At 43.6% G+C, this 26,447-nt stretch carries 24 protein-coding genes and 5 tRNA genes; 20 read left to right on the top strand and 9 right to left on the bottom strand.

Annotated features, from left to right (window positions below; all coding sequences use genetic code 11):
- Nucleotides 1-60: 60 nt before the first annotated feature.
- A complete protein-coding gene (ilvC, locus tag OCU38_RS12340; protein ID WP_261823253.1) occupies nucleotides 61-1,545 on the top strand; it encodes a ketol-acid reductoisomerase in 1,485 nt (494 codons plus the stop codon).
- A 257-nt stretch (nucleotides 1,546-1,802) separates the two neighbouring features.
- Here ilvC and ubiK read toward each other — a convergent pair whose 3' ends face one another.
- The 4 genes from ubiK to OCU38_RS12320 all read right to left on the bottom strand — a co-directional run bounded on the left by ubiK (nucleotide 1,803) and on the right by OCU38_RS12320 (nucleotide 6,962).
- Nucleotides 1,803-2,054: a ubiquinone biosynthesis accessory factor UbiK gene (gene ubiK, locus OCU38_RS12335; RefSeq protein WP_023405269.1), complete on the bottom strand. Its 252-nt coding sequence runs from the start codon at nucleotides 2,052-2,054 to the stop codon at nucleotides 1,803-1,805.
- Between the two features lie 137 nt (nucleotides 2,055-2,191).
- Nucleotides 2,192-5,263 carry a multidrug efflux RND transporter permease subunit gene (locus tag OCU38_RS12330; protein ID WP_261823252.1) on the bottom strand — a complete coding sequence of 1,024 codons (3,072 nt, stop codon included), beginning with the start codon at nucleotides 5,261-5,263 and terminating at the stop codon, nucleotides 2,192-2,194.
- 10 nt (nucleotides 5,264-5,273) lie between these two features.
- A complete protein-coding gene (locus tag OCU38_RS12325; RefSeq protein WP_261823251.1) occupies nucleotides 5,274-6,374 on the bottom strand; it encodes an efflux RND transporter periplasmic adaptor subunit in 1,101 nt (366 codons plus the stop codon).
- Between the two features lie 15 nt (nucleotides 6,375-6,389).
- Entirely contained in the window at nucleotides 6,390-6,962 is a 573-nt protein-coding gene (locus OCU38_RS12320) for a TetR/AcrR family transcriptional regulator (RefSeq protein WP_261823250.1), read from the bottom strand.
- A gap of 169 nt (nucleotides 6,963-7,131) precedes the next feature.
- Here OCU38_RS12320 and rep point away from each other — a divergent pair, with 169 nt between their 5' ends.
- The gene (gene rep / locus OCU38_RS12315; RefSeq protein ID WP_023405273.1) at nucleotides 7,132-9,147 is read left to right on the top strand and encodes a DNA helicase Rep; all 2,016 of its coding nucleotides are present in this window, start codon (nucleotides 7,132-7,134) and stop codon (nucleotides 9,145-9,147) included.
- 70 nt (nucleotides 9,148-9,217) lie between these two features.
- Here rep and OCU38_RS12310 read toward each other — a convergent pair whose 3' ends face one another.
- Nucleotides 9,218-9,631: a c-type cytochrome gene (locus tag OCU38_RS12310; protein WP_261823249.1), complete on the bottom strand. Its 414-nt coding sequence runs from the start codon at nucleotides 9,629-9,631 to the stop codon at nucleotides 9,218-9,220.
- A gap of 288 nt (nucleotides 9,632-9,919) precedes the next feature.
- Between OCU38_RS12310 and OCU38_RS12305 the strand changes: the two genes are divergently transcribed.
- The 5 genes from OCU38_RS12305 (at nucleotide 9,920) to OCU38_RS12285 (ending at nucleotide 10,591) form a co-directional block, all read left to right on the top strand.
- A tRNA-Arg gene (locus OCU38_RS12305) sits at nucleotides 9,920-9,996 on the top strand.
- Nucleotides 9,997-10,043: 47 nt separating this feature from the next.
- Nucleotides 10,044-10,119, top strand: a tRNA-His gene (locus tag OCU38_RS12300).
- Between the two features lie 146 nt (nucleotides 10,120-10,265).
- Nucleotides 10,266-10,342, top strand: a tRNA-Pro gene (locus tag OCU38_RS12295).
- A gap of 44 nt (nucleotides 10,343-10,386) precedes the next feature.
- Nucleotides 10,387-10,462 (top strand) — tRNA-His (locus OCU38_RS12290).
- A 52-nt stretch (nucleotides 10,463-10,514) separates the two neighbouring features.
- Nucleotides 10,515-10,591: transfer RNA gene (locus tag OCU38_RS12285), tRNA-Pro, on the top strand.
- Nucleotides 10,592-10,724: 133 nt separating this feature from the next.
- Here the strand turns inward: OCU38_RS12285 and OCU38_RS12280 are convergent.
- Nucleotides 10,725-10,994, bottom strand: coding sequence for a DUF1145 domain-containing protein (locus OCU38_RS12280; RefSeq protein ID WP_023405275.1), 270 nt, complete (start codon nucleotides 10,992-10,994; stop codon nucleotides 10,725-10,727).
- A 2-nt stretch (nucleotides 10,995-10,996) separates the two neighbouring features.
- Nucleotides 10,997-11,590 carry a 16S rRNA (guanine(966)-N(2))-methyltransferase RsmD gene (gene rsmD / locus OCU38_RS12275; protein ID WP_172972847.1) on the bottom strand — a complete coding sequence of 198 codons (594 nt, stop codon included), beginning with the start codon at nucleotides 11,588-11,590 and terminating at the stop codon, nucleotides 10,997-10,999.
- Nucleotides 11,591-11,743: 153 nt separating this feature from the next.
- On the opposite strand from rsmD, the gene ftsY reads away from it, so the two are divergent.
- The 8 genes from ftsY (at nucleotide 11,744) to ubiA (ending at nucleotide 18,642) form a co-directional block, all read left to right on the top strand.
- Nucleotides 11,744-12,982, top strand: a complete 1,239-nt coding sequence (gene ftsY / locus OCU38_RS12270; RefSeq protein ID WP_261823248.1) for a signal recognition particle-docking protein FtsY — start codon at nucleotides 11,744-11,746, stop codon at nucleotides 12,980-12,982.
- Between the two features lie 23 nt (nucleotides 12,983-13,005).
- Entirely contained in the window at nucleotides 13,006-13,680 is a 675-nt protein-coding gene (gene ftsE / locus OCU38_RS12265; RefSeq protein WP_023405278.1) for a cell division ATP-binding protein FtsE, read from the top strand.
- Complete coding sequence (gene ftsX, locus OCU38_RS12260) at nucleotides 13,670-14,602, top strand: permease-like cell division protein FtsX (protein WP_261823247.1); 933 nt, start codon at nucleotides 13,670-13,672, stop codon at nucleotides 14,600-14,602. Before ftsE ends, ftsX begins: the two co-directional genes overlap by 11 nt.
- Nucleotides 14,603-14,768: 166 nt before the next feature.
- Nucleotides 14,769-15,629: an RNA polymerase sigma factor RpoH gene (gene rpoH / locus OCU38_RS12255; protein ID WP_023405280.1), complete on the top strand. Its 861-nt coding sequence runs from the start codon at nucleotides 14,769-14,771 to the stop codon at nucleotides 15,627-15,629.
- 366 nt (nucleotides 15,630-15,995) lie between these two features.
- Nucleotides 15,996-16,319 carry a thiosulfate sulfurtransferase GlpE gene (gene glpE / locus OCU38_RS12250; protein WP_261823246.1) on the top strand — a complete coding sequence of 108 codons (324 nt, stop codon included), beginning with the start codon at nucleotides 15,996-15,998 and terminating at the stop codon, nucleotides 16,317-16,319.
- A complete protein-coding gene (gene glpG, locus OCU38_RS12245; protein ID WP_261823245.1) occupies nucleotides 16,316-17,152 on the top strand; it encodes a rhomboid family intramembrane serine protease GlpG in 837 nt (278 codons plus the stop codon). The genes glpE and glpG overlap by 4 nt, the downstream gene beginning before the upstream one ends.
- 97 nt (nucleotides 17,153-17,249) lie before the next feature.
- Entirely contained in the window at nucleotides 17,250-17,801 is a 552-nt protein-coding gene (locus OCU38_RS12240; RefSeq protein ID WP_261823244.1) for a chorismate lyase, read from the top strand.
- Complete coding sequence (gene ubiA, locus OCU38_RS12235; RefSeq protein ID WP_261823243.1) at nucleotides 17,791-18,642, top strand: 4-hydroxybenzoate octaprenyltransferase; 852 nt, start codon at nucleotides 17,791-17,793, stop codon at nucleotides 18,640-18,642. The genes OCU38_RS12240 and ubiA overlap by 11 nt, the downstream gene beginning before the upstream one ends.
- Before the next feature lie 69 nt (nucleotides 18,643-18,711).
- Here ubiA and plsB read toward each other — a convergent pair whose 3' ends face one another.
- Nucleotides 18,712-21,135 carry a glycerol-3-phosphate 1-O-acyltransferase PlsB gene (plsB, locus tag OCU38_RS12230; RefSeq protein WP_261823242.1) on the bottom strand — a complete coding sequence of 808 codons (2,424 nt, stop codon included), beginning with the start codon at nucleotides 21,133-21,135 and terminating at the stop codon, nucleotides 18,712-18,714.
- 166 nt (nucleotides 21,136-21,301) lie between these two features.
- On the opposite strand from plsB, the gene OCU38_RS12225 reads away from it, so the two are divergent.
- From OCU38_RS12225 to dinF, 3 genes are all read left to right on the top strand, one after another.
- Entirely contained in the window at nucleotides 21,302-21,658 is a 357-nt protein-coding gene (locus OCU38_RS12225; protein WP_261823241.1) for a diacylglycerol kinase, read from the top strand.
- A gap of 90 nt (nucleotides 21,659-21,748) precedes the next feature.
- Nucleotides 21,749-22,366, top strand: coding sequence for a transcriptional repressor LexA (gene lexA, locus OCU38_RS12220; RefSeq protein WP_261823240.1), 618 nt, complete (start codon nucleotides 21,749-21,751; stop codon nucleotides 22,364-22,366).
- A 95-nt stretch (nucleotides 22,367-22,461) separates the two neighbouring features.
- Nucleotides 22,462-23,829, top strand: coding sequence for an MATE family efflux transporter DinF (gene dinF, locus OCU38_RS12215; protein ID WP_261823239.1), 1,368 nt, complete (start codon nucleotides 22,462-22,464; stop codon nucleotides 23,827-23,829).
- A 28-nt stretch (nucleotides 23,830-23,857) separates the two neighbouring features.
- Here the strand turns inward: dinF and sthA are convergent, their stop codons facing one another.
- Nucleotides 23,858-25,258, bottom strand: coding sequence for a Si-specific NAD(P)(+) transhydrogenase (sthA, locus tag OCU38_RS12210; RefSeq protein ID WP_261823238.1), 1,401 nt, complete (start codon nucleotides 25,256-25,258; stop codon nucleotides 23,858-23,860).
- 177 nt (nucleotides 25,259-25,435) lie between these two features.
- Here sthA and fabR point away from each other — a divergent pair, with 177 nt between their 5' ends.
- Nucleotides 25,436-26,065: an HTH-type transcriptional repressor FabR gene (fabR, locus tag OCU38_RS12205; RefSeq protein ID WP_261823237.1), complete on the top strand. Its 630-nt coding sequence runs from the start codon at nucleotides 25,436-25,438 to the stop codon at nucleotides 26,063-26,065.
- Entirely contained in the window at nucleotides 26,062-26,421 is a 360-nt protein-coding gene (locus OCU38_RS12200; protein ID WP_023405291.1) for a YijD family membrane protein, read from the top strand. Before fabR ends, OCU38_RS12200 begins: the two co-directional genes overlap by 4 nt.
- Nucleotides 26,422-26,447: the final 26 nt, after the last annotated feature.

The following is a 26,447-nucleotide window of genomic DNA, read 5'->3' as shown; positions in this document are numbered from 1 at the left end:
GAACTTAATCGGCGCATAAAGCAGCCGGACTATGGATAGAATTTTTAAGGAGAGCCCTTCATGGCTAACTATTTCAACACGCTAAATCTACGTGAGCAATTGGACCAACTAGGCCGTTGCCGTTTTATGGATCGTTCTGAATTTGCTACAGAAGCTGATTACCTAAAAGGTAAGAAAGTGGTTATCGTAGGTTGTGGTGCTCAAGGTTTAAACCAAGGTTTAAACATGCGCGACTCTGGCCTAAATGTTTCTTACGCATTGCGTCAAGCTGCGATTGATGAGCAACGTCAATCGTTCAAAAATGCAAAAGAAAATGGTTTTGAAGTAGGTAGTTATGAAACGCTTATCCCACAAGCTGATCTTGTTGTTAACTTGACTCCAGACAAGCAACACAGCAACGTAGTTGAAACGGTAATGCCTCTAATGAAAGAAGGTGCTGCACTGGGTTACTCGCACGGCTTTAACGTTGTTGAAGAAGGCATGCAAATTCGTGAAGATATCACTGTAGTTATGGTTGCACCTAAGTGCCCAGGTACAGAAGTTCGTGAAGAATATAAGCGTGGCTTTGGTGTTCCGACACTGCTTGCTGTTCACCCAGAAAACGATCCTAAGGGTGAAGGCTGGGATATCGCTAAAGCTTGGGCTGCTGGTACTGGTGGTCACCGTGCAGGTTGTCTAGAGTCTTCTTTTGTTGCTGAAGTTAAATCTGACCTTATGGGCGAGCAAACTATCCTTTGTGGTATGTTGCAAGCAGGTTCTATCGTATGTTACGAGAAAATGATCGCTGACGGTATCGATGCAGGCTACGCAGGTAAGCTTCTTCAATACGGTTGGGAAACCATCACTGAAGCACTGAAGTTTGGTGGCATCACTCACATGATGGATCGCCTATCAAACCCAGCTAAGATCAAAGCTTTTGACCTTTCTGAAGAACTAAAAGACCTAATGCGTCCGCTATACAACAAGCATATGGATGACATTATCCAAGGTGAGTTCTCAGGCACTATGATGGCAGATTGGGCTAACGACGACGTTAACCTATTCAAATGGCGTGAAGAAACAGGTCAAACAGCGTTTGAAAACTACCCTGATTCTGACGTAGAAATCTCAGAGCAAGAATACTTCGACAACGGCATCCTTATGATTGCTATGGTTCGTGCTGGGGTTGAGCTTGCATTTGAAGCAATGACTGCATCAGGCATCATTGATGAGTCTGCTTACTACGAGTCTCTACATGAGCTTCCGTTGATTGCAAACACAGTGGCACGTAAGCGTCTATACGAAATGAACGTTGTTATCTCTGATACAGCTGAATACGGTAACTACCTATTTGCTAACGTAGCGACTCCGCTATTGCGCGAGAAGTTCATGCCTTCAGTAGCAACTGACGTAATTGGTAAAGGTCTAGGCGAAACGTCTAACTTCGCTGATAACCAACGTCTAATCGAAGTGAATGAAGCCATTCGTAACCACCCAGTTGAGTACGTAGGTGAAGAACTACGTGGCTACATGACAGACATGAAGCGTATCGCTGTTGGCGGTTAATCGCTCTTTATAAAAAACTGCGACAACGCAGTGGCTAGAAATTGAAAAGGCTTGGTATTTACATACCAAGCCTTTTTTATGTCCGTTAGAAACATTATACCAATCGTACTAAATAACTGGTCATTCTAGCTTGTTAAAATGCTCGATAACGGCGTTAGAATTTTTGATTGTAGAATAACTACTTATCGAAAAATTCTGCCTTGTTCTCGAGCATTTTTCCTACGCTAGTTCTGATCACTTACTTAGTGTGATTGGTATTATTTATCAGATAGCTTCTCTTCTAGCTCAGCCATTTTTTGTTCCATGGCATTAAGCTTTTGTCGGGTACGCAGTAGGACTTGAGTTTGAACTTCAAATTCTTCTCGGCTGATGACATCAAGTTTATTAAGCTGCGCTTGAATCACTTGGCGAACTTTTTGGTCAACATCAGTGCCTAGGTCTTTTACAGGCTGAGGCATAGACTCATGAATTTGCTTCGCTATTAACTCTAGCTTTTTTGGGTCAAACATGTGGGCATCTCTCTATAATCTTTTGCTATATTCTAAGCAATTCATAACCACTTGTCGCAAGCAAAATAGAGACCAACCTTTGCTTTTGGTATAAAAAAGGGCCCTTTACAGAGCCCCAGTCAGTGAGTTTACCAAGATTACTTTGATGGAATGCTTTCTGCTTCATCAAATTCTGGTAACGGTTTGTGCTGTGAAGCAATAAAGCTGTAAATCACAGGCAGCACAAATAGGGTAAACACGGTACCAATGGTTAAGCCCGCTACAATAACAATACCGATACTAAAGCGCTGTTGTGCACCTGCACCAGAGGCGTACATGAGGGGAGTTAAACCCGCAATCATTGCCGCTGTTGTCATTAGGATTGGTCTTAGTCGCACCTTAGCCGCCGCCATTACCGCATCGATACGGTTAAGTTGATTATGCAGTTGCTCTTCTTTAGCCACTTCACAAATCAATATACCGTGCTTGGTGATTAACCCGACTAAAGTAATGAGCCCCACCTGTGAGTAGATGTTCATTGTCGATAACCCCCAAGCCAATGCAATCAAAGCACCACTGATAGCCAAAGGTACGGATACCATAATCACTAGTGGATCGCGCAATGACTCAAACTGGATAGCCAATACTAAGAATATAATCGCAATCGCCAGTAAGAAGGTGGTGTATAGCGCACTACCTTCAGTGACAAACTGTCGTGCCTGACCCATATAGTCATGGTTATACCCGCTTGGGAGCTTCTCTGCTGCTGTCGCTTCAAACCAAGAGATTGCCTGACCCATAGTGACACCTGGCGCAGGAACAACCCCAACTGTTGCTGAGTTTAACTGGTTAAAGTGAGGCAGTGATCTTGGCTGAGGAATGACATCAATAGAGATTAAACTTCCTAGAGGAATAGAGTCTCCATTGGATGAACGAACATAGTAGTTATTCATTGATTCAGGGTTGAGACGGAATTTACGCTCTACCTGAGGAATCACTTCGTATGAACGGCCATATAGGTCAATTCGGTTCACATAGCCATCAGCCATCATGGTACTCAGCGTAACACCAATATCTTGCATAGTGACGCCATATGCTCCGGCTTTGTCTTTATCTATGTTGATCTTCATGGTGGCTGAGTCGTAGTTCAGATCCAGATCTGAGTAGACAAATTGTGGGTTCGCACTCACTTCAGCAAGGGTATTGGTCGCTATTTGGAATAGGCTCTCAAAACTATTTGGCGTAGTGATTACAAATTGAATCGGTAGACCAGAACCTGCGCCAGGCAGTTCTGGCATCTGGAAGGCAGTTACTGCCATTCCAGGGATGTTAGAGACTAAGCCTGATACTCGGTTAGTGATCTCAGCTTGGCTTGCCTCACGCTGGCTCCAAGGCTTCAATGATGCGATACCAAAAGCTTGGTTAGCATTCGGAATACCTGTAAAGATCTGCGCATACGCCACTTCAGGCTGCTCATCTAAGATCTTATTGACATCATTCATCGTGTTTTGCAGATAGTCGAGGTTCGAGTTAGAAGGACCTGTACCCATCATCATAACCACACCTTTATCTTCTGAAGGTGCAAGTTCACTAGGAATGAATTTGAAGAGCAGCGGCAAACTGGCCATGACAATTAATGCAAACACGATAACCACAGCGCGATGCTGCATAATGGAGCCTAGCGCTGAAGAGTAGCGTTCGCTTAGCGCGTCTAGTTTTTTGTGTACGTATGCCTCAAAGCGATTCGGTTGCTCATTTTGCTTTAAGATGGTCGAACACATCATAGGGCTAAGCGTTAGTGCGATGATCCCTGAAATGAATACCGCGCCGGCAAGGGTTAATGCAAACTCTTTAAATAGCGAGCCTGTAATGCCCCCCATTAAGGCGATAGGTGCGTATACCGCGCCCAGTGTCAGTGTCATTGCAATGACCGGTACAGCGATTTCTCGCGTTCCTATGATGGCTGCCCTAAAGGGCGTTTCTCCCAGCTTAATATGCCGATCCACGTTTTCGAGCACCACGATCGCATCATCGACCACCAACCCGATGGCAAGCACCATGGCGAGCAAGGTCATCAAGTTCCAAGAGAAGCCCAGCATCTGCATGAACATAGCTACACCCACTAAAGACAGTGGAATGGTGACGATAGGGATCAGTACAGCGCGATAAGAACCTAAGAACAAGGTAATGACCACTAGTACAATTAACGCCGCTTCAATGATGGTTTTAGCTACCTCATGAATGGATTCGTTAATCGCAACGGTTGAGTCATACATCACCTGCATGTTGATGTTCGATGGTAGGTTCTTTTGTAGCTGTGGTAATAGCTCTGATACGTCAGCAGCAATATTGATTGGGTTAGCGCTTGGTGCTCCGTTAATCGCGGTAACTACCGCTTCACGACCATTGGCGCTAGCGCGATAGATATCGTGGCTTTTTTCTCTGGTGACTTTCGCAATATCACTGAGTCGTACTACTTGACCATTGTCTTGCTTAACCACTAAGTTCTGCAGATCTTTAACATTGGATACTTGAGTATTGGCACTGCCATTGTATAAAACCAATGTGCCTGTTGCTTGACCGGCCGCCGATTGGAAGTTATTTGCATTTAAGACGTTCATTACGTCAGTGGCAGTCAGTTGTAAGCCGGCCATTTTCTCTGGATCTAACCATACTCGAAGCGCGTATTTAACCCCGCCGTACAGATCGATCTTAGAAACACCATTGACTGTGAACAGCTGTGGATTCACAACACGTTCTAAGTAGTCGGTGATCTGGCTTGAAGAGAGCTCATCACTGGTAAAGCCGATGTACATTACCGCAGTTGTCGAACCGGTCGACATAGTTACGGTTGGGTCTTCAGACTCTTTAGGTAGCTGAGAACGAACCGAGTTGGTCTTGGCCAGTATGTCGGCTAGGGCTGCATTGGGGTCGGTATTGAGCTTCATGGTGACAGTGATAGTGGAACTACCTAGCACTGATTGAGACGTCATAAAGTCAATATTGTCTGCTTGGGCAATGGCTTGCTCAAGGGGTTGGGTAATGAAGCCCTGAATAAGATCAGCACTGGCACCGTAATATCCAGTAGTGACAGTCACCACAGTGTTGGTCATTTCTGGATATTCGCGTACCTGCATCTTAAAGATGGCCTGTAACCCAAGCAAGGCTATCAAAAAGCTGATAGAGATGGCGAGGACTGGTCGCTTAATAAATATATCTGTAAATCGCATTGTTTATCCCTTACAACATCGGTAGTTCAGCTGGAGGATTTGTCGCGTCGCTTTCTACAATTTTCACTTTAGAATCATTGCTTAATCGAACTTGGCCTGAAGTTACAATCATTTCGCCAGGTTTCACACCGTCTAAAATGCGTACCTTATCTTGCGTACGTTCGCCCGCTTTAATCACTCGCTGGCTTACGCGGTGTGTTTCTTCATCAAGAACGAACACACTGTCTCCGTATAACGTGTAAGAGATTGCCACTTGCGGGATAACCACTTGTTCGGTCATTGTTGGCAGAACAATTTGTGCGCGTGCAAACATGCCCGATCGTAACATGCCCTGTGTGTTAGGGATTTCCGCTTGTACTTGTAGAAGACCGCTTTGGTAGTTAATAGCAGGCTCGATGGCAGAGATAGTGCCGTCAAAAATACGACCTGGGTATGAGTCCGCCTCAATACGAATAGATTGACCAATGTTGATACGTGAGATGTCATTTTGTGAAACGGTGAATCGCAGGCGCATTACGCTGATGTCTTCAAGTCGTGCAATTCGGCTGCCGGCTTGCATGTATTCGCCTAGATTAACCCCACGAATACCAATAACCCCAGAGAAGGGTGCATCCACATCACGACGGTTGATGGTCGCTTTGAGACCTGTGATATCGGCTTTTAAAGAAAGGTAAGATGCTTCTGCTTCATCATAATCCTCTTGAGAGATAGCCCCTTTCTTATATAGACCTTTGTAGCGCTTATATTTAGCAGCAGAGGCAGGCAGGCGCGCTTCAGCACTCTGTAAATTGGCTTTTTCTACATCAGAGTCAAGCAATACCAGAGAATCACCTTTGGAGACCTTCTGACCTGATACAAAGTTAATTTTAGTGACGATACCACTGGCTTCCGCCGTTAATGTAACGCCCTGCAAAGGTTCAATGAAGCCAATTACATCAATGCTTGGTGTCCAGTCATCAGCCGCTACTTTAATTACAGTCACTGGATATTCTGGTTCTGGGCGATTAGCCAAGTACTCCGCTATCTTCTGTTGCTTGAAGATGTTAAAGCCAATTACGCTACCAAATAAAACGATAGCAATAAGAAGCATGATTAGTGTCCACTTTTTCATGGGACGGTTCTCCAGTTATTTTGTTGTAATGGCTTCCCAGCTCGCGCGGATGGCCTGTTGATAGATGGTGTTGTCGATAGATTCAATACCTTGGAAGTGTTTGCGAGTTAAGCTCACGCAACTTTCCAAGCTAAGGGTATATAAAATAGGGTCGGGGAGATCTTTCAGCTCGCCAGATTCTCTTCCTTCATTAAAAACACTCAGTAGAGGATCAAAGAATTTCTTTTCTAAACTTCGAATTTCATTATTTAAAGTAGCAGGTAATGATTCGTACAAAACATGCGTTTGCAATAGTCGTAGATGAGACTCGCCTATACTCCATACGTTGCTACACATTGTTTTATATCTTTGTTCCAGTGTCTGATTTGGATCTACATTGTTTTGAATGATGTCAGCCACTTGTTTAGTGAGCCAAAGCCTTGCTTCGGTAATGATGTGGTTTTTATCCTTAAAATAGAGATAAACCGTACCGGTTGCGACATTGGCTTCGCTGGCTAATTTTTGTATGGAAAGGCCTTTGAAACCGTCTTGACCGAGTATAGCTACTGCTGCCTCTAAGATATCTTGACGCTTGGTTTTTGATGCCATTTTGTAGTAACCCTACCAGAAATGAATGAACGTTCATTCATTTTAATGGCCAAATATTGAAAAGCAACCATTTGTAAGCATAGGTAAGCATTTCAAAAAGGAAAATTCGATTGGAAATGAACATGCTGAGAAGTATCATTAGAGCCCTTTTTTGTATCTCGGTGACGTTATGAGGCTAAATCCACAGCAGGACCAAGCGGTAAAATTTGTGTCTGGGCCTTGCCTGGTATTAGCAGGAGCAGGTTCAGGTAAGACGCGCGTAATTACCAATAAGATTGCTTATCTTGTTCAGCAGTGCGGCTATAAGGCGCGTAATATCGCGGCGGTAACTTTTACCAATAAAGCTGCTCGCGAAATGAAAGAGCGAGTTGGGCAAACTTTAGGTAAAAATGAATCTAAAGGGCTGATGGTGTCTACTTTCCACACCCTAGGCCTGAACATCATTCGTCGAGAGTACAAAGCGCTAGGTCTAAAAGCAGGTTTTTCGTTATTTGACGATCAAGACCAACTTTCCATGCTTAAAGAGTTAACCGAAGATCTTTTGGAAGGAGATAAAGACTTACTGCGTCAGTTAGTGAGTACTATCTCCAACTGGAAAAACGACATGTTAACTCCTGCCCAAGCTAGAGCTTCAGCGCAAGGTGAGTTACACACATTATTTGCTGACTGTTTTGAGATGTATCAACGTCAAATGGTGGCTTACAACGCGCTAGATTTTGATGATCTAATTTTGATGCCTGTATTGCTATTAAAGCAAAATGAAGAGGTGCGAGAACGCTGGCGCGCGCGTATTCGTTATTTATTAGTCGATGAGTATCAAGATACCAACACCAGTCAATATGAACTGGTTAAATTGCTGGTGGGTGAACGCGGTCGCTTAACAGTGGTAGGTGATGATGATCAGTCTATTTATTCTTGGCGTGGGGCTAAACCGCAAAACTTAGTCTTACTTGGCGAAGATTACCCAAATCTAAAATTGGTTAAGCTTGAACAAAACTATCGTTCAACCAGCCGAATTTTGCGCTCAGCCAATATTTTGATTGCCAATAACCCTCACGTATATGAGAAAAAGCTTTTCTCAGAAATTCCTGATGGTGAAAAGCTTAAAGTGTTAATGGCAAAAAATGAAGACCATGAAGCCGAGCGTATCACGGGTGAGATCATTGCACATAAGTTTGTTAATCGAACTCACTATCGAGATTACGCCATCTTGTATCGTGGTAATCACCAATCACGATTAATCGAAAAGTCTTTAATGCAAAACCGTATTCCTTACCGAATTTCCGGAGGAACCTCTTTCTTTTCTAGAGCGGAAATTAAAGATGTGATGGCGTATTTACGAGTGTTAGTGAACCCTGACGACGACAATGCGTTTTTGCGTATTGTGAATACCCCACGCCGTGAGATTGGCCCGGTGACTTTAGAGAAGCTAGGCAGTTACGCCAATATGCGTGGTAAAAGCTTATTTGAAGCTTCCTTTGAACTTGGTTTAGAGCAAACCTTGTCCGGTAAAGGCTTAGAAAGCCTAAGACGTTTTACTGAGTGGTTGGTGCGAGTGGGTGATAACGCTGAGCGTGGCAATACCGTGGAAGCGGTACGCAGTTTAGTGCGTGATATTAACTACGAAGATTGGTTGTATGAAACCTCAGCCAGCCCAAAAGCGGCTGAAATGCGCATGAAAAACGTGTCCGATCTGTATAGTTGGATTGTGGCGGATCTGGAGGGGGACAACTATGACAAAGAAGAGAAAACCCTCAAAGAAGTGGTACAACGCTTAACACTGCGTGACATGATGGAACGTGGGGAAGACGATGCCGAAGCGGACCAAGTGCAACTAATGACCTTACATGCCTCTAAGGGCCTTGAGTTTCCGTACGTATACTTAATGGGAGCAGAAGAAGGCATATTGCCGCACCAAACCAGTATCGACGAAGAAAACGTAGATGAAGAGCGTCGCTTAATGTACGTGGGTATTACGCGAGCGCAAAAAGAGCTGAGTTTTACGGTATGTAAAGAGCGTCGTCAGTACGGAGAGTTAATCAAGCCAACTCAAAGCCGTTTCTTGGATGAATTGCCTTTTGATGATCTTGAGTGGGAAGTGAAAAAGAAAGAACAAACCAAAGAAGAGCGCATGCAAAAAGGGCAAGCACATATCGCAAACCTTAGAGCAATGTTTAAAAAATAAAAAAAGATGGCGCAAGCCATCTTTTTAACAAACTTCGCAACCTTATGTTAATCGCGTATATGATCAGTGATTAAAGGTTGGCAATCATATGGTCAATAGCGGCAACGATTTCTTCATCAGTACAATCCATACATGCCCCTCTTGCTGGCATCGCATTGAAACCATTGATCGCATGCTCAACCATAGTTTCTTTACCTTGCGCTATACGAGGACTCCAATCGGCAGCATCATTTATTTTAGGTGCACCGCCCACCCCAGAGCTATGACACGCTAGGCAGAAAGTGCCATAAACGGTAGCGCCATCACGAGGACCTGCCGCCACAACTTCAGCTTCTGGCTCGCTTCCAGCGATATAAACATTGCCGACAGGCTTAATACGCTCAGCAATTGCGTCATAATCAGCTTGATCCGATGAAGCAAAGCTAGCACCAGAAAAAACCAGCGCAACGGTAAATAAAGTAACAAGTTTACGAGACATATCCATTCATTCTCTTTTAATTCTTAGGTAAGCGCTAACCGGTTGACCATTCGTGTGCAGATCGCACAAAATGAAATCACCAACTGTTAAAGTGTTGTAAATGTTGGGTGATTATATATCTTATGAATGTTGCATTAAACTATATCTTTACGAGGGCGAGGGTTAAATCACATCTAAAAATAGCGACATAATGATCGTTTTCGTTGAAAAAAAGCACAAACACAAAAAAAACTGTAAAAAGTACTAGACGGCAAACTGTGATATCCGTATTATTCCACTCCGCCGATAGGGCATGCGCCCGTAGCTCAGCTGGATAGAGCGTTGGCCTCCGGAGCCAAAGGTCGAAGGTTCGAATCCTTTCGGGCGTACCATCCGGAAGCCTGTTTTTAGCAAACAGCGTATTGGCAAAAAAATAGTGGTGGCTATAGCTCAGTTGGTAGAGCCCTGGATTGTGATTCCGGTGGTCGCGAGTTCGAATCTCGTTAGCCACCCCATTATTCTGGTAACTTCGGTTTCCTATTTCGATGTTAAATCGGGATGAAATTAAGTCGGTGATAACATTACTTGATAGTGCATCCTGTCTTTGAGAATAGCGGGACTAGAGGTAAGCCTCTGGTAAACGAAATTTTCTAAAATTTGTCGGTGAATAGCGCAGCTTGGTAGCGCATCTGGTTTGGGACCAGAGGGTCGGGGGTTCGAATCCCTCTTCACCGACCACTACAAAGAATCATGGCGAAAGCGGTGATGATAAAAAATTGATGGTGGCTATAGCTCAGTTGGTAGAGCCCTGGATTGTGATTCCGGTGGTCGCGAGTTCGAATCTCGTTAGCCACCCCATCATTTGGTAACTTCGGTTCCCTATTTCAATTTAGATTGAAATGAAACTTGTCGGTGAATAGCGCAGCTTGGTAGCGCATCTGGTTTGGGACCAGAGGGTCGGGGGTTCGAATCCCTCTTCACCGACCACTATAACGAAGCCTCACTCGAAAGAGTGGGGCTTTTTTACGTCTGTAATTTGTGAAAAGCGACCTACTTCGGCTATTTCAAACAAAAAAACGCACTAAAAAGTGCGTTTTTGTATTCATGCTAAGTAGCGAGACTAGTCCATCATATGTTTGCGTCGAATATCCAATAACGCAAAAATACCAAAGATCAAAATTGACCATTTTTCCCACGAGCTGAGTTTCACTTTATCGCCAAATGCACCAAGGAAGATTGCAGACTGTAGACCGTGCATCATGAATAGGAAGGCGGTCATGATATAAAGCGCAATGGCCGCTTTGCCGGGAAACGGCTGAAAAAGATTATAGATAAGCACAAACCATACAAAGGCGATGGCCGCCTTTGCAAGTATCAAAAGGTATTTCATTCTTACTCTCTTATAAATAGTTGGAATCTAACCTGTCCCGCCACTTTTTCTCTGTGCATTGTCCAATTATCGGGTAATGCAGGCATTGCCAGTTCTTTTTCAGTTTCAATGTAAATTAAAGCCTGATCACTCAGCCAGCCATTGTTTTCTAGTTGTTCGATGGCTTCTAGCAGAAGGCCCTGACGAAAGGGAGGATCGATAAACACAATATCGTATGGCTTCCCTGGTTGTTTCAAGAAGTTTAATGAATTTTGATTTAATAGGGTGATGTTGGTCGCTTTCACCGCTTGCATGTTCTGTTGTAACTGCTGAAATGCTTTTACATTTAACTCAATAAGAGTCACTTCTTCGGCTTGTCTTGATGCGGCTTCAAAACCCAAGCCACCTGACCCTGCAAATAGGTCTAAGCAACGTGCATTGGGGATGTCACTGGCAATCCAATTGAATAAGGTTTCTTTCACTCTATCTGTGGTTGGGCGTAAACCTTCGGCGTCATGAACCGGTAATTTTCGGCCTCGCCAAAGCCCGCTAATGATGCGGATTGACCCTGAACCCTTATTATTTTGTGAAGAAGAGGAGCGTTGATGTTTTCTCATGCTATTTTTGGCCATGGAATAAGTGGTATCATACCCAATTAATTATTTTAAAATTGTACTCGTAAATACGAGATTAATCATCGCTAATTAAACGTACACTGCGCAATTGCATTGTATATACGCACGAATCATGAGTAATTGGGAAAGTCTTCGATGACGGATAAGAAAAAACGCGGCTTATTGTCTTGGCTTGGTTTTGGTGAAGAAGATCAAACAAAATCAGAGCAAAAAGAAACGGACGTTAACGAACAGCAGGAGCTGGATACTGAAGTTACTGAACAAGCAGTAACGCCGGTAGATGAGTCTGATAGTGAGGTTGTCGCACAAGAGGCGACCGAAGTAGAAGATACACCCGAGCAAGCCGAGACAGAAATCGAAGCGCAAGATGCAATTGAACCTGCACAAGAGCCAGAACCTACTGAGCTCGTAGCCGACGATGTGATTCAGCCAGAGGTGCAAGAGAAGCCGACAGAGAGCTTCTTTGCTCGTTTAAAACGTAGCCTTGCACGAACCAAAGCGAATATTGGTGCGGGTTTCTTTGGCCTGTTTAAAGGCAAGCAAATTGATGATGACCTATTTGAAGAATTAGAAGAGCAACTTCTGATTGCGGATGTTGGCATGGAAACGACCATGAAAATCATCGACAGCCTGACAGAGAAAGCCTCTAAGCAGCAGCTAAAAGATGGTGAAGCTTTATATGATCTTTTAAAAGAAGAGCTTGCTGAGATTTTGGCAAAAGTAGAGCAGCCTTTACATATTGATGAACAAAAAACACCGTATGTTATTTTAATGGTAGGCGTGAACGGCGTTGGTAAAACAACCACTATCGGTAAGCTTGCCAAGCAGTTCCAAGGGCAAGGCAAAAAAGTCATGCTGGCTGCAGGGGATACTTTCCGTGCGGCGGCGGTGGAGCAGTTGCAAGTATGGGGTCAACGCAATGACGTACCTGTTATTGCACAACATACTGGCGCAGACAGTGCTTCTGTTATCTACGATGCAATTGAAGCGGCTAAAGCTCGCGGCTATGACGTGGTGATTGCAGATACAGCAGGGCGTCTACAGAACAAAAGTAATCTTATGGAAGAACTGCGTAAGATTGTTCGCGTGATGAAGAAAATTGATGACAGTGCCCCGCATGAGATCATGCTGACTTTAGATGCGGGTACCGGTCAAAATGCGATGAGCCAAGCTAAACTGTTTAGTGATGTAGAACCGGTTACGGGTATTACGTTAACGAAACTGGATGGAACCGCGAAAGGTGGCGTTATCTTTGCGATTGCAGACAAGTTTAATATCCCAATTCGTTATATTGGTGTGGGTGAAGGTATTGAAGACTTGCGTCCATTTGAAACGCAAGATTTTATCGATGCATTGTTTAGTAGAGAAGATTAGAAGCCAAGCGCAAGGATGATTTTGTGATTAATTTTCAACAGGTGAGTAAGGCTTACCGTGGTGGCCATCAGGCATTGCAAAAAGTCGATTTTCACTTAAAAAAAGGCGAACTGGCTTTTCTTGGCGGTCACTCTGGCGCAGGTAAAAGTACTTTACTGAAACTTATTTGCGCGATGGAGCGACCTACCGACGGTAAGATTGCATTCAATGGGCATGACATTACCCGTATTGGGGATAAAGAGATCCCGCTATTAAGACGTAATATCGGAATTGTTTTCCAAGACCACCGCTTGTTAATGAACCGAACCGTTTATGACAACGTGGCATTGCCGATGCGCATAGAGTCTATTGCTGAAAATGAGATTAAACGTCGAGTCAGTGCCGCTCTTGATAAAACCGGTTTGCTTGAAAAAGCCCGCTGTTTACCTTCGCAACTTTCTGGTGGTGAGCAACAAAGGGTGGGGATTGCGCGTGCTGTAGTGAATAGACCCACTTTATTGCTTGCCGATGAGCCTACCGGGAACTTAGATCCTGAGCTATCTAATCGTATCTTCCGTTTATTTGAAGAGTTTAACCGTGCGGGTGTTTCTATTCTGATTGCGACGCATGATGTGGGCATGATGGAAATGCGCAAGCAATATCGCCGTTTTGAATTGAACCAAGGATTTTTGAGTGAGGCAGCAGGTTATGGCCAGTAAAGGTTCTGTAGAGAAAATAGGGTATTTTCGTTCACACTACATAGTGGCTAAAGATTCTTTACGCGAGATAATGGATCGTCCACTAGGTAACTTGTTTACTTTAGCGGTGATTGCGATTGTATTAGCTCTGCCTTCTAGCTTATATGTTGTGGCTAAGAATATTTTAGATGCCGCTCAAGAAGTTAGCCAACCAGCGGCGGTAAGTGCTTACTTACAAGAAGGGACATCCGAAGCTCGAATTATGCTTATCAAGGATAAGCTAGAGAGCGATGAGTCCGTTTCAGCGGTCGAGTACATTTCGTCTCAACAAGGCTTACAAGATTTAAGTTCACATGCAGGGTTTAATGACGCCATCAGTCTTTTGAATGACTACGCATTGCCAGCATTACTGGTTATTCATCCTGCGCAAGCGTCCAAGGCAACTCAACAACATATTCTGGAACTGGCGAAGTCGGTTGATGTGTTTACTGATGTACGTGTTGATCAAGATTGGTTGAAGCGTTTTGATGCTGTGAAAACACTAAGCAGTTCGTTGGCTATTGCTTTGGCGTGCATGATGTTAGTAGCGGTGATTTTAATTATCGGTAATACCATGCGTTTCAATGTATTGGCGAGAAAAGAAGAAATCCAAGTGATGAAGTTTCTTGGGGCAACCAATAGCTTTATCTTACGTCCATACCTCTATACCGGAATGTGGTTTGGTTTATTGGGCGCACTATTAGCTTGGTTAATTACTCTATCTTTATCACTGTTTTTGGGAAGTACGGTGCAGTCGGTGGCATCACTTTATGATAGTAGCTTTATTCTTAGCCCATTGGGTTTAGATGAATCCGTTATCCTTTTGTTAGTAGGAAGCTTTTTAGGTCTCTTTGCCGCTCAAGCTTCTGCGCGCCGTCATCTTTCTGAAATTGAACCTGTGTAGAATTTGCTGGTCATAATAGATAGAGGGGGGATAATGTGTATGTCTCAACTCACAGACTAAGACTTGCTCTAGTTTGAATTCTGTGCATAATGTTCAGTCCGTTATTCTTTTAGGCATGCCTAATTTAATAATGTTAAGTAGTAAAGTTCAATGAATGAGGAATTGAATGGCTAGTAAAGCGTTTTCAATGGCGTTGGTATCTCAAGATAGCCTAGATAGCTACATCCGCTCAGCAAACGGTTACCCTATGTTAACCGCAGAGCGAGAAAGAGAGCTTGCCGAACGTTTACATTACAATGGCGAAATTGAGGCAGCGAAAGAGCTGATTCTATCTCACTTGCGCTTTGTTGTTTATGTTGCCCGTGGTTACTCTGGTTATGGTCTTCCGCTTGCTGATTTAGTTCAGGAAGGGAATATCGGACTAATGAAAGCCGTTAAGCGATTCAATCCTGAAGTGGGCGTTCGTCTAGTTTCATTTGCAGTTCATTGGATTAAAGCTGAGATTCACGAGTACGTATTGCGTAACTGGCGTATTGTTAAAATCGCCACTACTAAAGCTCAACGTAAACTGTTCTTCAACCTGCGTAAAAATAAAAAACGTTTAGGTTGGTTTAACAATGGTGAAGTTGAGACAGTAGCGAATGAGTTAGGTGTGTCACCTTCCGAAGTTCGTGAAATGGAATCTCGCTTGGCTGCTCAAGATGCTACATTTGAGTTTTCAGCTGATGACGATACGGCGACGAACTTCAATCCAGTCGCACCTGCGTTGTATCTTGAAGATCAAGATTCAGACATTGCAGATTCTATTGAAGCGGATAACTGGGAAAGCCACACTAATGCACGTCTAGCGAGTGCTTTAGCCACTCTTGATGAGCGTAGTCAGCATATTGTGCGTGCTCGTTGGTTAGATGACCAAAAGCTCACCTTACAAGATCTGGCAGATACCTACAGTGTTTCGGCAGAACGTATTCGTCAGTTAGAAAAGAATGCGATGAAAAAGCTTAAATTGGCAGTTGGCGATTTGTAAGCAATATAAAATTTCTTTAAAGGCCAAGATCGAGAGATCTTGGCCTTTTTTATTAGGATCGGTTTTACCCTGTTATTTAGGCGGTTTTTCTGTGGATAACTCTGTGGGATAAATTTCGATAGCATGTCTTTAACTCAGTTAAAGCAAGGGTTATCATCGATATCTCTGGTGGGGATAGATAATTTTAAATCAACACATTATTAAGGATCAATACTAGATATTGTGGATCATCTTTGCTAAAAACACTTTATCAACGTAATCCACAGGTTTACCCACAGCTGGTGGTAAATTGATCATTATGCTCTTTGTATTAGGGATAAAATTCCTTATTGGCTTTGGATAGGATTTTTTAAGAGAAAACAAATAATGGAAGAAATACAACGAATCAGTGTTCATCAAGCACACCAGATGTTATCAGCACAGCAAGCAAAACTGGTTGATACTCGTGATATTCAAGCGTTTACTGTGGCGCATGCAGTAGATGCTTTTCATTTGACCAATCAGAGCATTGCTGAATTCATGAATTCGGTGGAGTTTGACGATCCTATCCTAGTGATGTGCTATCACGGTATTAGCAGTGTGGGGGTTGCTCAGTACTTACTTAACCAAGGTTTTGAGCAAGTATTTAGTATTGATGGTGGCTTTGAGGCTTGGCAGCGTCAACAACTGCCAATCGAGGTCCATGAATGATTCGTTTAATACAGATTAACAACCCGCGTATCGCTCAAGCCTTTATTGACTACATGGCCTCACAGCAGGTGACTCTTTCTCAAGTGGGAGAAGGGGATGGTCAGTTTGCGATTTGGCTGCATGATGAAGATGCGTTGCCAGAAGTGCAGCAAGAACTAGAACTGTTTTTAAAAGATCCTAACCATAAAAAATACCAAGCCGCATCTTGGCACATGGCTGAAACTCGCACCCAAAAGTTCAGTTATTCCACTCCTAGCTTTTTGCAGATGATTAAAGCCAAAGCTGGGCCAATGACTTTGCTGATTATGGCGATATCTATCCTAATTTATGGACTTCGTATTCTAGGGATGCAACAGCAAGTATTCTCTTGGCTACATTTCCCCGCGGTTAGCGAACAACAATGGCAGGTATGGCGTTATTTCTCGCATGCGCTACTGCATTTCTCTGTACTGCATATCACCTTTAACCTACTTTGGTGGTGGCAACTCGGTGGTGATATCGAGCAAAAATTAGGGCGAGCTCGTCTGACGAAAATTTTCTTATTCTCCGCACTCATCTCAGGTTGTGCTCAATACTGGATTGATGGTGCCAACTTTGGTGGCCTTAGTGGGGTTGTGTACGCCTTAGTCGGATATATTTGGGTTGTTTCGGTGCGCGCACCACAACTTGGGTTAGGCATACCTAAACCTATTCTTGGTTTTATGTTGGTATGGTTAGTGCTGGGTTTTGTGCAACCATTTATGGCTATAGCCAATACCGCACACCTCGCAGGTTTGGTTGCTGGCTGCGTATTAGGTGGCTTAGATAGCATAAATCGTACTAAGAGCACTTAAATGGTGATCTCTATTACCTTATTGGTATTGCGATTGGTACAATTGGCGCATTACATTAAGAGTGCGTCATTAGTTGGTAAAGAGTTACGAAGTTAGTATGACAAGCCCCATTAGCACATTTCAGCAGGCTTTGCGTGATATCAATTGGCAAAGCCCAAGCCAATTCCAATTTCCGGATACAAACGCTAAGCATTGGTTGTTAGAGGAAGACTCTCTTTCTCATCGCCTATCTCAATCTTGTGTTGATTTTAGTGTTGAGTTATTTACCAACAATAAAGTTCAAGCGCAGATGCTGTCAGCAAAAGAAGCGGAGATTTTAACTCGAGAAGTTTGCCTCCTTAGAGAAGTGATTTTGCGAGGTGATCGTCACGATTGGGTGTATGGGCGCACTTTGATACCAGAAAGCTCGCTGCTTTCTCACTCACACGATTTTGAAAAACAAGGTGAATTGCCTTTGGGCGTCACCGTCTTTGGTTCGCAAGGTGCGTATCGTGATGCTCTGCAAGTGGGAGAGATAGAGGTGGATGGGCAAGTATTGCTCGCGCGCCGTTCTCGGTTATGGATGAATGAAACACCGATGCTGGTAGCGGAACTCTTTTTACCAGAATCCCCAATTTATTTAAAAAGGAACACAGTTAATGCTCTCTAAAATAAGAGCCTATTATTTGCTTATGAGGATGGATCGACCTATAGGTAGCCTATTGCTTCTATGGCCAACATTATGGGCCTTGGCAATGGCTTCAGAGGGGAGACCTCAATGGGGGGTTCTTATTGTATTTTGTCTGGGTGTATTTTTAATGCGTTCAGCAGGGTGCGTGATTAATGATTTTGCCGATCGTGATTTTGATGGGCATGTGGAGCGTACTCAGTTTCGCCCGATACCGAGTGGGTTAGTGTCGGCAAAAGAAGCATTAGCGTTATTTGGCGTCTTGAGCATTATTTCATTTTCTCTGGTGCTGACCATGAATACACTCACCATCCAATTGTCATTTATTGGTGTCGCCTTAGCGGCGCTTTATCCGTTTATGAAGCGATTTACCCATTTGCCTCAGTTAGTGTTAGGGATTGCATTTAGTTGGGCGATTCCAATGGCGTGGGCGGCAGAGTCTGGACATATAGCGCCATTGGCGTGGTTATTGTTTGCGATTAACGTATTGTGGACCGTTGCCTACGATACTCAATATGCGATGGTTGATAGAGAAGACGACCTTAAAATAGGCATCAAATCGACCGCTATTTTGTTTGGCCGCTTTGATAAGCTAATTATCGGATTATTGCAGGCCACCACTATCGTTTTACTGCTGGTGGTAGGTGAGAGTGCGGGTCTAAGTGGAGCGTTTTATTGGGGCGTTCTCGTTGCTGCTAGTTTGTTTGTGTATCAGCAATGGCTGATTAAAACGCGCAGTCGTACGCAATGTTTCCAAGCTTTTCTTAATAATAACTACGTGGGCATAGCCGTTACGGCTGGCTTATTTATCTCTTATCTATAAAAAATCCCAGCTATTGATTCTGTGACTTGCAGAATCGATAGCTGGGATTGATATTTTGATGGGTTTTGGTTACTCCGCCTGAGCAATACCTTCTTTAATGGTCAGTTTTACTTCTGGCGAAAGTATCTCAAGTAAGCCTTGCGCTAGTTTCTTAGTTCGCTCAATGTCACACACCCCATCTTCATTAAGATAGTTCTGTTCTTTTAAGGTATTAAACAGCGCCGCAAACACGCCTTTATCAAAAAACTCTGGTGCATTAATGCCATGCAAGCGACCTAAACGCTGTGCAATATCTTGGCAACGTACTTCCAAGTCTTCTTGAGTTACTTCAGGTCTTGAGGCCAAAAGATTCAGCGCAATGCTGTAGCGTTGCAGAGTTTCTGAAATCGTTCTGGATAGCAGTTGTATAGTATGGATGTTGGACTGATTAAGATTAATCACATCGTCATCAATTTGAATAAGCTGCTGAGCCAACAACTCTTGCACCATTTGCTCAACTTTCTCTTCAAGCTGTTCGTTATCATAAGAAAGGAAGAATTCCTTTTTCAAGAACGGGTATAGAACCGAAATATTGTGCTGTAGTTTTGCCAGTGTGCAGTCAGGGAGTTGGATAATAAGCTGCGCAATCAATGAAGGAAGTGCCAGCATATGTATGATGTTGTTGCGATAGTAAGTCATCAATACAGACTGATGGCGATCTAAAGATACGATATCACCCATACTGTCTGAGTCGACAACAAACTTATCTAAAGAGATAGCGTGCGCGGCTAATTCTTCTGCTGTGCTATTTGGCACAGTCGAGTAGTCCGTGTATGGCGTGTTACGCAGGATATGTAAATAACAATCGATTTGATTGATTAAGCTTTCTTTGGTCAGTGCTCTTTGTCTTGACGCGAGTAGGGCTGTCGCGGATAAGCTCAAGGCGTTAGCTGCTGCGGCATCATTAATGTGCGTCATCATTTTTTCTGCAATGGCATTAACGGTTGGCGCCATCCAATCCGGTCTGATAGAGCTTGGTGCACCAATACTGTCTCGCCATTGTGGCACGTTTTCGTTGAGATAGTTATTGAGTGAGATAGGCTCACCAAAGTTGACATAGCCTTGGCCAAAGTTACGCAGTTTTCTAATCGTACGCAGCACCTGTCCGGCATTTTCTTTTTCTTTACGCTTACCGCGCAGTTCTTTTGCGTAAGTCGACACTTCCATTACATGTTCGTAGCCGATATACACAGGCACTAAAGTGACGGGACGATTTAGTCCTCGTAACATGGTTTGTACTGTCATCGCTAACATGCCGGTTTTGGCTTGCAGTAGACGACCTGTACGAGAGCGTCCGCCTTCACTAAAGTATTCAACCGAATACCCTTTCGCAAATAACTCGGCTAAGTATTCTCTAAAGATGGTCGAATAAAGCTTGTCGCCTTTGAAACTACGGCGAATGAAGAATGCGCCACCTCTTCTAAAGATAGGCCCAGCAGGGAAGAAATTTAGGTTTACACCGGCAGCAATATGCGGTGGTACCATGCCTTCGTAATAAAGGATGTAAGAGAGCAGCAGATAATCCATATGGCTTCGATGACACGGCACATAAACAATCTCGTGCCCATCTTGCGCTAATTTACGTACAGTCGAAGCATTATTAACATTGATGCCTTGATAGAGGCGGTTCCATAACCAAGTTAAAACGAAGTTACCTTGCTTGATCAGCGAGTAAGAGAACTTTGCTGCAATTTCATCTATTATTTTTAGTGCTTGTTGCTCTGCTTTTTCTACACTAATATTTTTTTCTGCGGCTTCGTCGGCAATGGCTTTATTTATCGCCTCAGATTTGATCAGACGCTTAAAGAGAACTTCTCTATTCGGTAGGTTTGGACCTGAAGCGGCTAATTTTTGACGAGAGAAGTGAATACGCGCTACACGAGCCAGTTTTTGCGCTATGGTTTCGTCGGAGCCATGTGAGTCAGCCATATAACGCATAGAGACCAATGGGCTAAAACGAATCATACAGTCTCGACCAGAAAACAATACCGCGAACATCTTCTTCCAAGAGGGAAGATTTTCTAAGTAGGGTTTTTCTTGGCCTTCTTTGCCTGGCTTGCGCCCCCACATAACTGTGGTCGGGATGAGTTGTACATCGAGTTCAGGTTGTTCTCTATGTAGTTTTAGCAGCTGAGTAAACAGGCTTTGCGAACCGAGTGAGTCGTGGGCATCTTGGCCTTGATCGTCCTCATCTAGAGAACTAAATACATAGCGTCGAAAACTTTGACCATGTAGCTCAAGTGGTCGCAGTGGATCGGGTAGCCCTAGTTGAATCGCGCGTCTGCGAATAGTCAGCAGATCGACATTAGATTCAAATGGCAAAACGTAGACAATAGGTTTGTCTATGTCTATGTTGAGATTATTAATAGGCGAAGGGGGTACGACGCTCCCTTTAACCAGTACTTTCAATGGAAAGCGCAAAGCTGATTGTGTCAGTGTATGACCAGAAGACATATTATTGATTGTCCCAATTTGTATTTGGCGTCCAAGACTCTTCAAGGCTCGGTTGTAACATAAGCGTCGCAAGAATAGCAGAACTGGTCGAACCTTTTAACCAGAATTGCGTCAATGTTAGGTTTATAACTGAAAAAGCACAAAGAGATAAAAGAATAGGTGAATAATGAAAGGTAATACAGGATTCAAACGCATTATTAAAGCGACGGGGTATTCGATACAGGGATTGCAGGCTGCTTTCAAACATGAGGCTGCTTTTCGTCAAGAAGTTATTCTCGCTATTCTACTGATCCCGGTGGCTTTTTTGGTGGATGTTGGTCACGTTGAGCGCATGTTGATGGTGTCGTCTCTATTTATTGTGTTGATTGCTGAGCTTATGAATTCGGCCATAGAAGCCGTAGTGGATCGTATTGGATCTGATTTTCATGAGTTAGCAGGACGTGCCAAGGATATTGGATCAGCAGCGGTATTTATTGCTTTAGGTCTAGTGTTATATATCTGGGTAGAGGCATTATTCTTTTAACTTAAATTTCAAGTTATTAGGGCTAGTTGGTTGATTATTTAACCATGCTGTATATACTCACAGTTAACTGTATAAAATAACAGGTGCCCTATGAGACCCTTAACCCAAAGACAGCAACAGGTATTCGATCTAATTAAAGCTAAGATTGAGGATACTGGTATGCCACCAACAAGAGCGGAAATCGCCCGCGCGCTGGGTTTTCGTTCAGCTAATGCTGCGGAAGAGCATCTTAAAGCACTGGCTAAGAAACAGGTGATTGAAATCATCCCTGGCGCTTCAAGAGGCATCCGTATTTTATTGCAAGATACCGCCAATGATGACGGTCTACCGCTGATCGGTAATGTCGCTGCTGGTGAGCCTATTTTAGCTCAAGAGCATATAGAATCTCATTACCAAGTTGATCCGCAAATGTTTAAGCCCAAAGCGGACTTTTTACTGCGCGTACACGGTGAAAGTATGAAAGACATCGGTATTATGGATGGCGATCTACTTGCAGTACATAAAACTCAAGATGTTCGCGATGGACAAGTTGTGGTGGCACGAGTAGACGAAGACGTCACCGTGAAAAGATTGGAGCGTAAAGGCGCGACCGTTTTACTGCACCCAGAAAATGAAGAGCTATCTCCAATTAAAGTGGATTTAACTCAGCAACATTTAGTGATTGAAGGTATTGCTGTCGGTATTATTCGTAATAGCACTTGGATGTAATCGCTACACTCCAATAGATGACAGTTCACTAAATATGCAGCGCCCCTGAATAGGAGCGCTGTTTTTTTTGCCCTAAGATTTACCAAGGAAGCCGTATGCAAAATCCAGTTATCCGTTCACTCATGGACTTAAGTCTGCACAAGAGGATTCTTGCGTTAGCCATTCCTATGGTGCTGTCCAACATTACGGTACCGTTATTGGGTTTAGTTGATACCGCTATTGTGGGGCATTTAGAACATTCATGGTATTTAGGTGGTGTGGCACTAGGCGGCACCATGATCAGTATGGTGTTTTGGTTATTTGGCTTTTTACGTATGTCGACGACAGGCTTATCGGCGCAAGCTAAAGGAGCGCAAGATCCTAGAAAATTAGCCCTTATCTTACTGCAAGGCATTTTCATGGCATTGTCATTTGCGGTGCTTTTTTTAATCTTACATCGTGGGATTATTGCCTTAGCTTTGGGCTTTAGTGATGCCAGTGAACAAGTACAGTTATACGCTTCGCAGTATTTTGCCATAAGGGCGTGGAGTGCTCCGGCGGCGATGGTGAATTTTGTATTGCTAGGTTGGCTATTGGGCAATCAAGATGCAAAGGCTCCAATGTGGATGGTAATTGCGACTAATGTGACCAACATAGTGCTGGATGTATTGTTTGTGGTGGTTTTAGATTTTGGTGTGTCCGGCGTGGCTTCTGCATCAGTGATTGCCGACTTTACAGGGACATTCGTCGGGCTTTATTTCTGCCGTAAAGCGTGGCAAAAGTCCGTGCAACTGAATCTACATCAGATATTGTCTTTGGGTGCTAGCAAACTATTTACTGGGATACTGCGTTTTATACGTTTAAATAGAGATATCTTTTTACGTTCACTGTTCTTGCAGGCAGTATTGGCGTTTATGACCTTCCAAGGGGCAAGTTTTGGTGATGATATAGTGGCTGCCAATGCGGTACTGATGAGCTTAGTATTGATGGTCTCTTACGCCATGGATGGTTTTGCCTATGCAATAGAAGCTATGGTCGGTAAAGCCATTGGCGCGAAAGATAAAGCCGAGCTGGCGCTTTCTATCTGGGGTTCCTTTATTTGGGGCTTTATTGTGTGTTGTGGCTTTGCACTATTATTTGGAGCTGGTGGCAGTCTTGTGGTGGCGTTAATCAGTGATATCGACAGTGTCAGAATCACCGCAGACGAATATTTACCATGGCTTGCTATTATGCCGTTGGTTTCAATGTGGTGTTATCTGTTTGATGGCATTTTTATTGGCGCAACTCGAGGTAAAGAGATGCGTAATAGCATGTTCTTGGCCGCGGTGACGTTCTTCATTCTCTACTTTAGTTTTGTGTCTTTGCAAAATCACAGCTTGTGGATTGCCATGCTCGGCTTTATGGCAATGAGGGGAGGAGTGCTTGGCTGGATATTTATCAAATTATGGAAAAAGGGGCAGTTTTTAACTTCTGCCCACACTTAATCTTGGATTACTGACTGATGTAACTCAATCAGAATAGGCGGTTTAAGCCATTTAATGCTGCGACTCGATATGCCTCGGCCATTGTCGGGTAGTTAAAGGTAGTATTGACGAAGTAGTCAATGCTATTGGCTTTACCGGGTTGCTCCATAATGGCTTGCCCAATGTGGATAATTTCGGCCGCTCTTTCTCCAAAACAATGGATGCCTAAGATCTCTCTACTTTCTCGATGGAATAGGATTTTTAAGCTACCAATGTCCTTGCCTGATATCTGTGCGCGAGCCAAGTGTTTAAATGAAGCTCGCCCTACTTCATAAGGGACTTTAGCTGCGGTTAGCTCTTGCTCTGTTTTACCTACAGAGCTGATTTCAGGAATGGTATAAATCCCCGTTGGGATATCTTCAATTAATCGCTGGGTCGATTGACCCTCTGCAATAGCCTGTGCTAAAAAACGCCCTTGATCATAGGCAGCACTTGCTAGGCTAGGGTAGCCAATCACATCACCTACCGCATAAATATGCTCGACTTCGGTTTGGTAGTTGCTGTTGATCTTTAGCTGACCTCGAGAGTCAGCGGCTAAGCCAGTAATTTCTAAATTAAGTGTATCGGTATTACCGGTTCGACCATTGGCATACAACAGGCAGTCGGCACGCATTTTTTTCCCTGACTCTAGATGAACGATGACCCCATCATCGGTTCCTTCTACTTTTTCAAAGGACTCACCGTTGCGAATAACAATGCCACTGTTACCAAAGTGATAAGACAGCGCATCAGAGATTTCTTTATCTAGGAAAGAGAGTAGTTGGTCACGCGTATTGATTAGATCGGTTTTTACACCTAAGCCACGGAATATAGAAGCATATTCACAACCAATTACGCCTGCACCATAGATAATAATATGTCTTGGCTGGTGGTGGAGTGACAGTATTGAGTCACTGTCATAAATTCGCTGGTGGCTAAAGTCAACGCTATCTGGATGATACGGACGTGAGCCAGTGGCTATGACAAAACGATTTGCGGAGTAATGTTCAGTTCGTCCATCTTCTAGCGTTACTTTTACCGTATTGGCATCAGAAAATTGCGCCGCACCAAAGATCAGGGTGCAGTGGTTACGGTCATAAAAGCCTTGTCGCAATGTTGTTTGCTTATCAACAACGGTTTTTGCGTGGCTGAGAATATCATCGAAACTGGCATCGAAACTGCGATTGTTCTTGCTAAATAGAGGGTTGTTATTGAATTCAGTAAAACGGCTTACAGCATGTCTGAGTGCTTTGGATGGAATTGTACCCCAGTGAGTGCATCCGCCTCCGACACTTTTTTCCTTTTCAATGATGGCAACATTAAACCCAGCTTTGGTCAGGCCCATCGCGGCACCTTCCCCTCCTGGACCACTACCGATCACGATTACATCAAAATGCGATAAAGAACTCACAGAAACCTCCTTGTTTTGTTAGTAGCATTCTAGACTCTTGTCGTTATAGGTAAATTAGTTAGTGGTGACTAAGTGGGCGGTCTCACAATAAAGATCACTTTGTGAGCGAGCAGAGTTTGCAAACTAAGAAGCAGTTATGCTTTATTGTGGTTAGGCTAAAATAGTTATGAATAAAGTATGGGCGTCAGAGCAGAGCAAAAACAAAAAACAAGACGAGCAATCATCGACTCAGCATTAGGACAATTATCCGCTGGGCGAAGCTTTTCTAGTATGAGTCTTCGAGAAGTATCAAGAGAAGCTGGGATTGCCCCAACGTCTTTTTATCGCCACTTTGATGATATGAACCAGCTAGGTTTAGTGATGGTTGATGAAGCAGGGCTGTTGTTACGCCAATTAATGCGTCGAGCCCGTGAGCGAATTCAAGCTGACTGTAGTGTGATTCAAACCTCCATCGAAACTTTTGTGGAGTTTATCGATACTAATCCAGATATTTTTAGATTGTTACTGCGAGAGCGTTCTGGAACTTCAGAGGAGTTTCGTTGTGCAGTGGCAAGAGAGATACAATTTTTTAGCACTGAGTTAGCGGATTACCTGAGTGCTCAACAATTGCCAAGAGAAATTGCGACATTACAAGCGGATGCCATTGTCACCTTAGTCTTTAACTCAGGGGCTGAGTTCTTGGATATAGTGGAAAAGAGCCAGCGAATGGCTCACCAGAAGAGGCTAGTTGAACAGGTTCGTATGATCTCACTTGGGGGGCATGCAATGAACCAGTTTCAGAATAATAAGAAAGAGAGGGATTCATGACTGATCAAAAAGTAAATACAACGTCGGATAAGAAGTCGCTTTTATTAGCTTTAGTGTGTGGAATGAGTGTCAGTTCATTATTCTCATCACTGTCTATAGAAGGTTATGCATTTTCGATTTTCTCACTAATTTGCTTAGTGTTAGCCACTCAATCTATCTATCAAAATTACCTTAATAACCCATTAAACGAAGATTTTCCTCTATTGGGTGTAGGCAGTTTTTTCGTCGGCTTCTTTGGCCATTCGGCATTTATTAAAGCCCAATATCCAGAGGCGGGTACTAACTTTTTCTCTATCGTAGTGACACTAGTGTTGTTGGTACTGATTGGTAGGAAGTTAGGTTACTTAGGCAAATAAACAAAAAAGAGCGGCGAGCCGCTCTT

It is taken from the genome of Vibrio neonatus (genome assembly GCF_024346975.1).
Lineage (GTDB): Bacteria > Pseudomonadota > Gammaproteobacteria > Enterobacterales > Vibrionaceae > Vibrio > Vibrio neonatus.
This window is presented reverse-complemented; position numbering and strand designations above follow the sequence as displayed.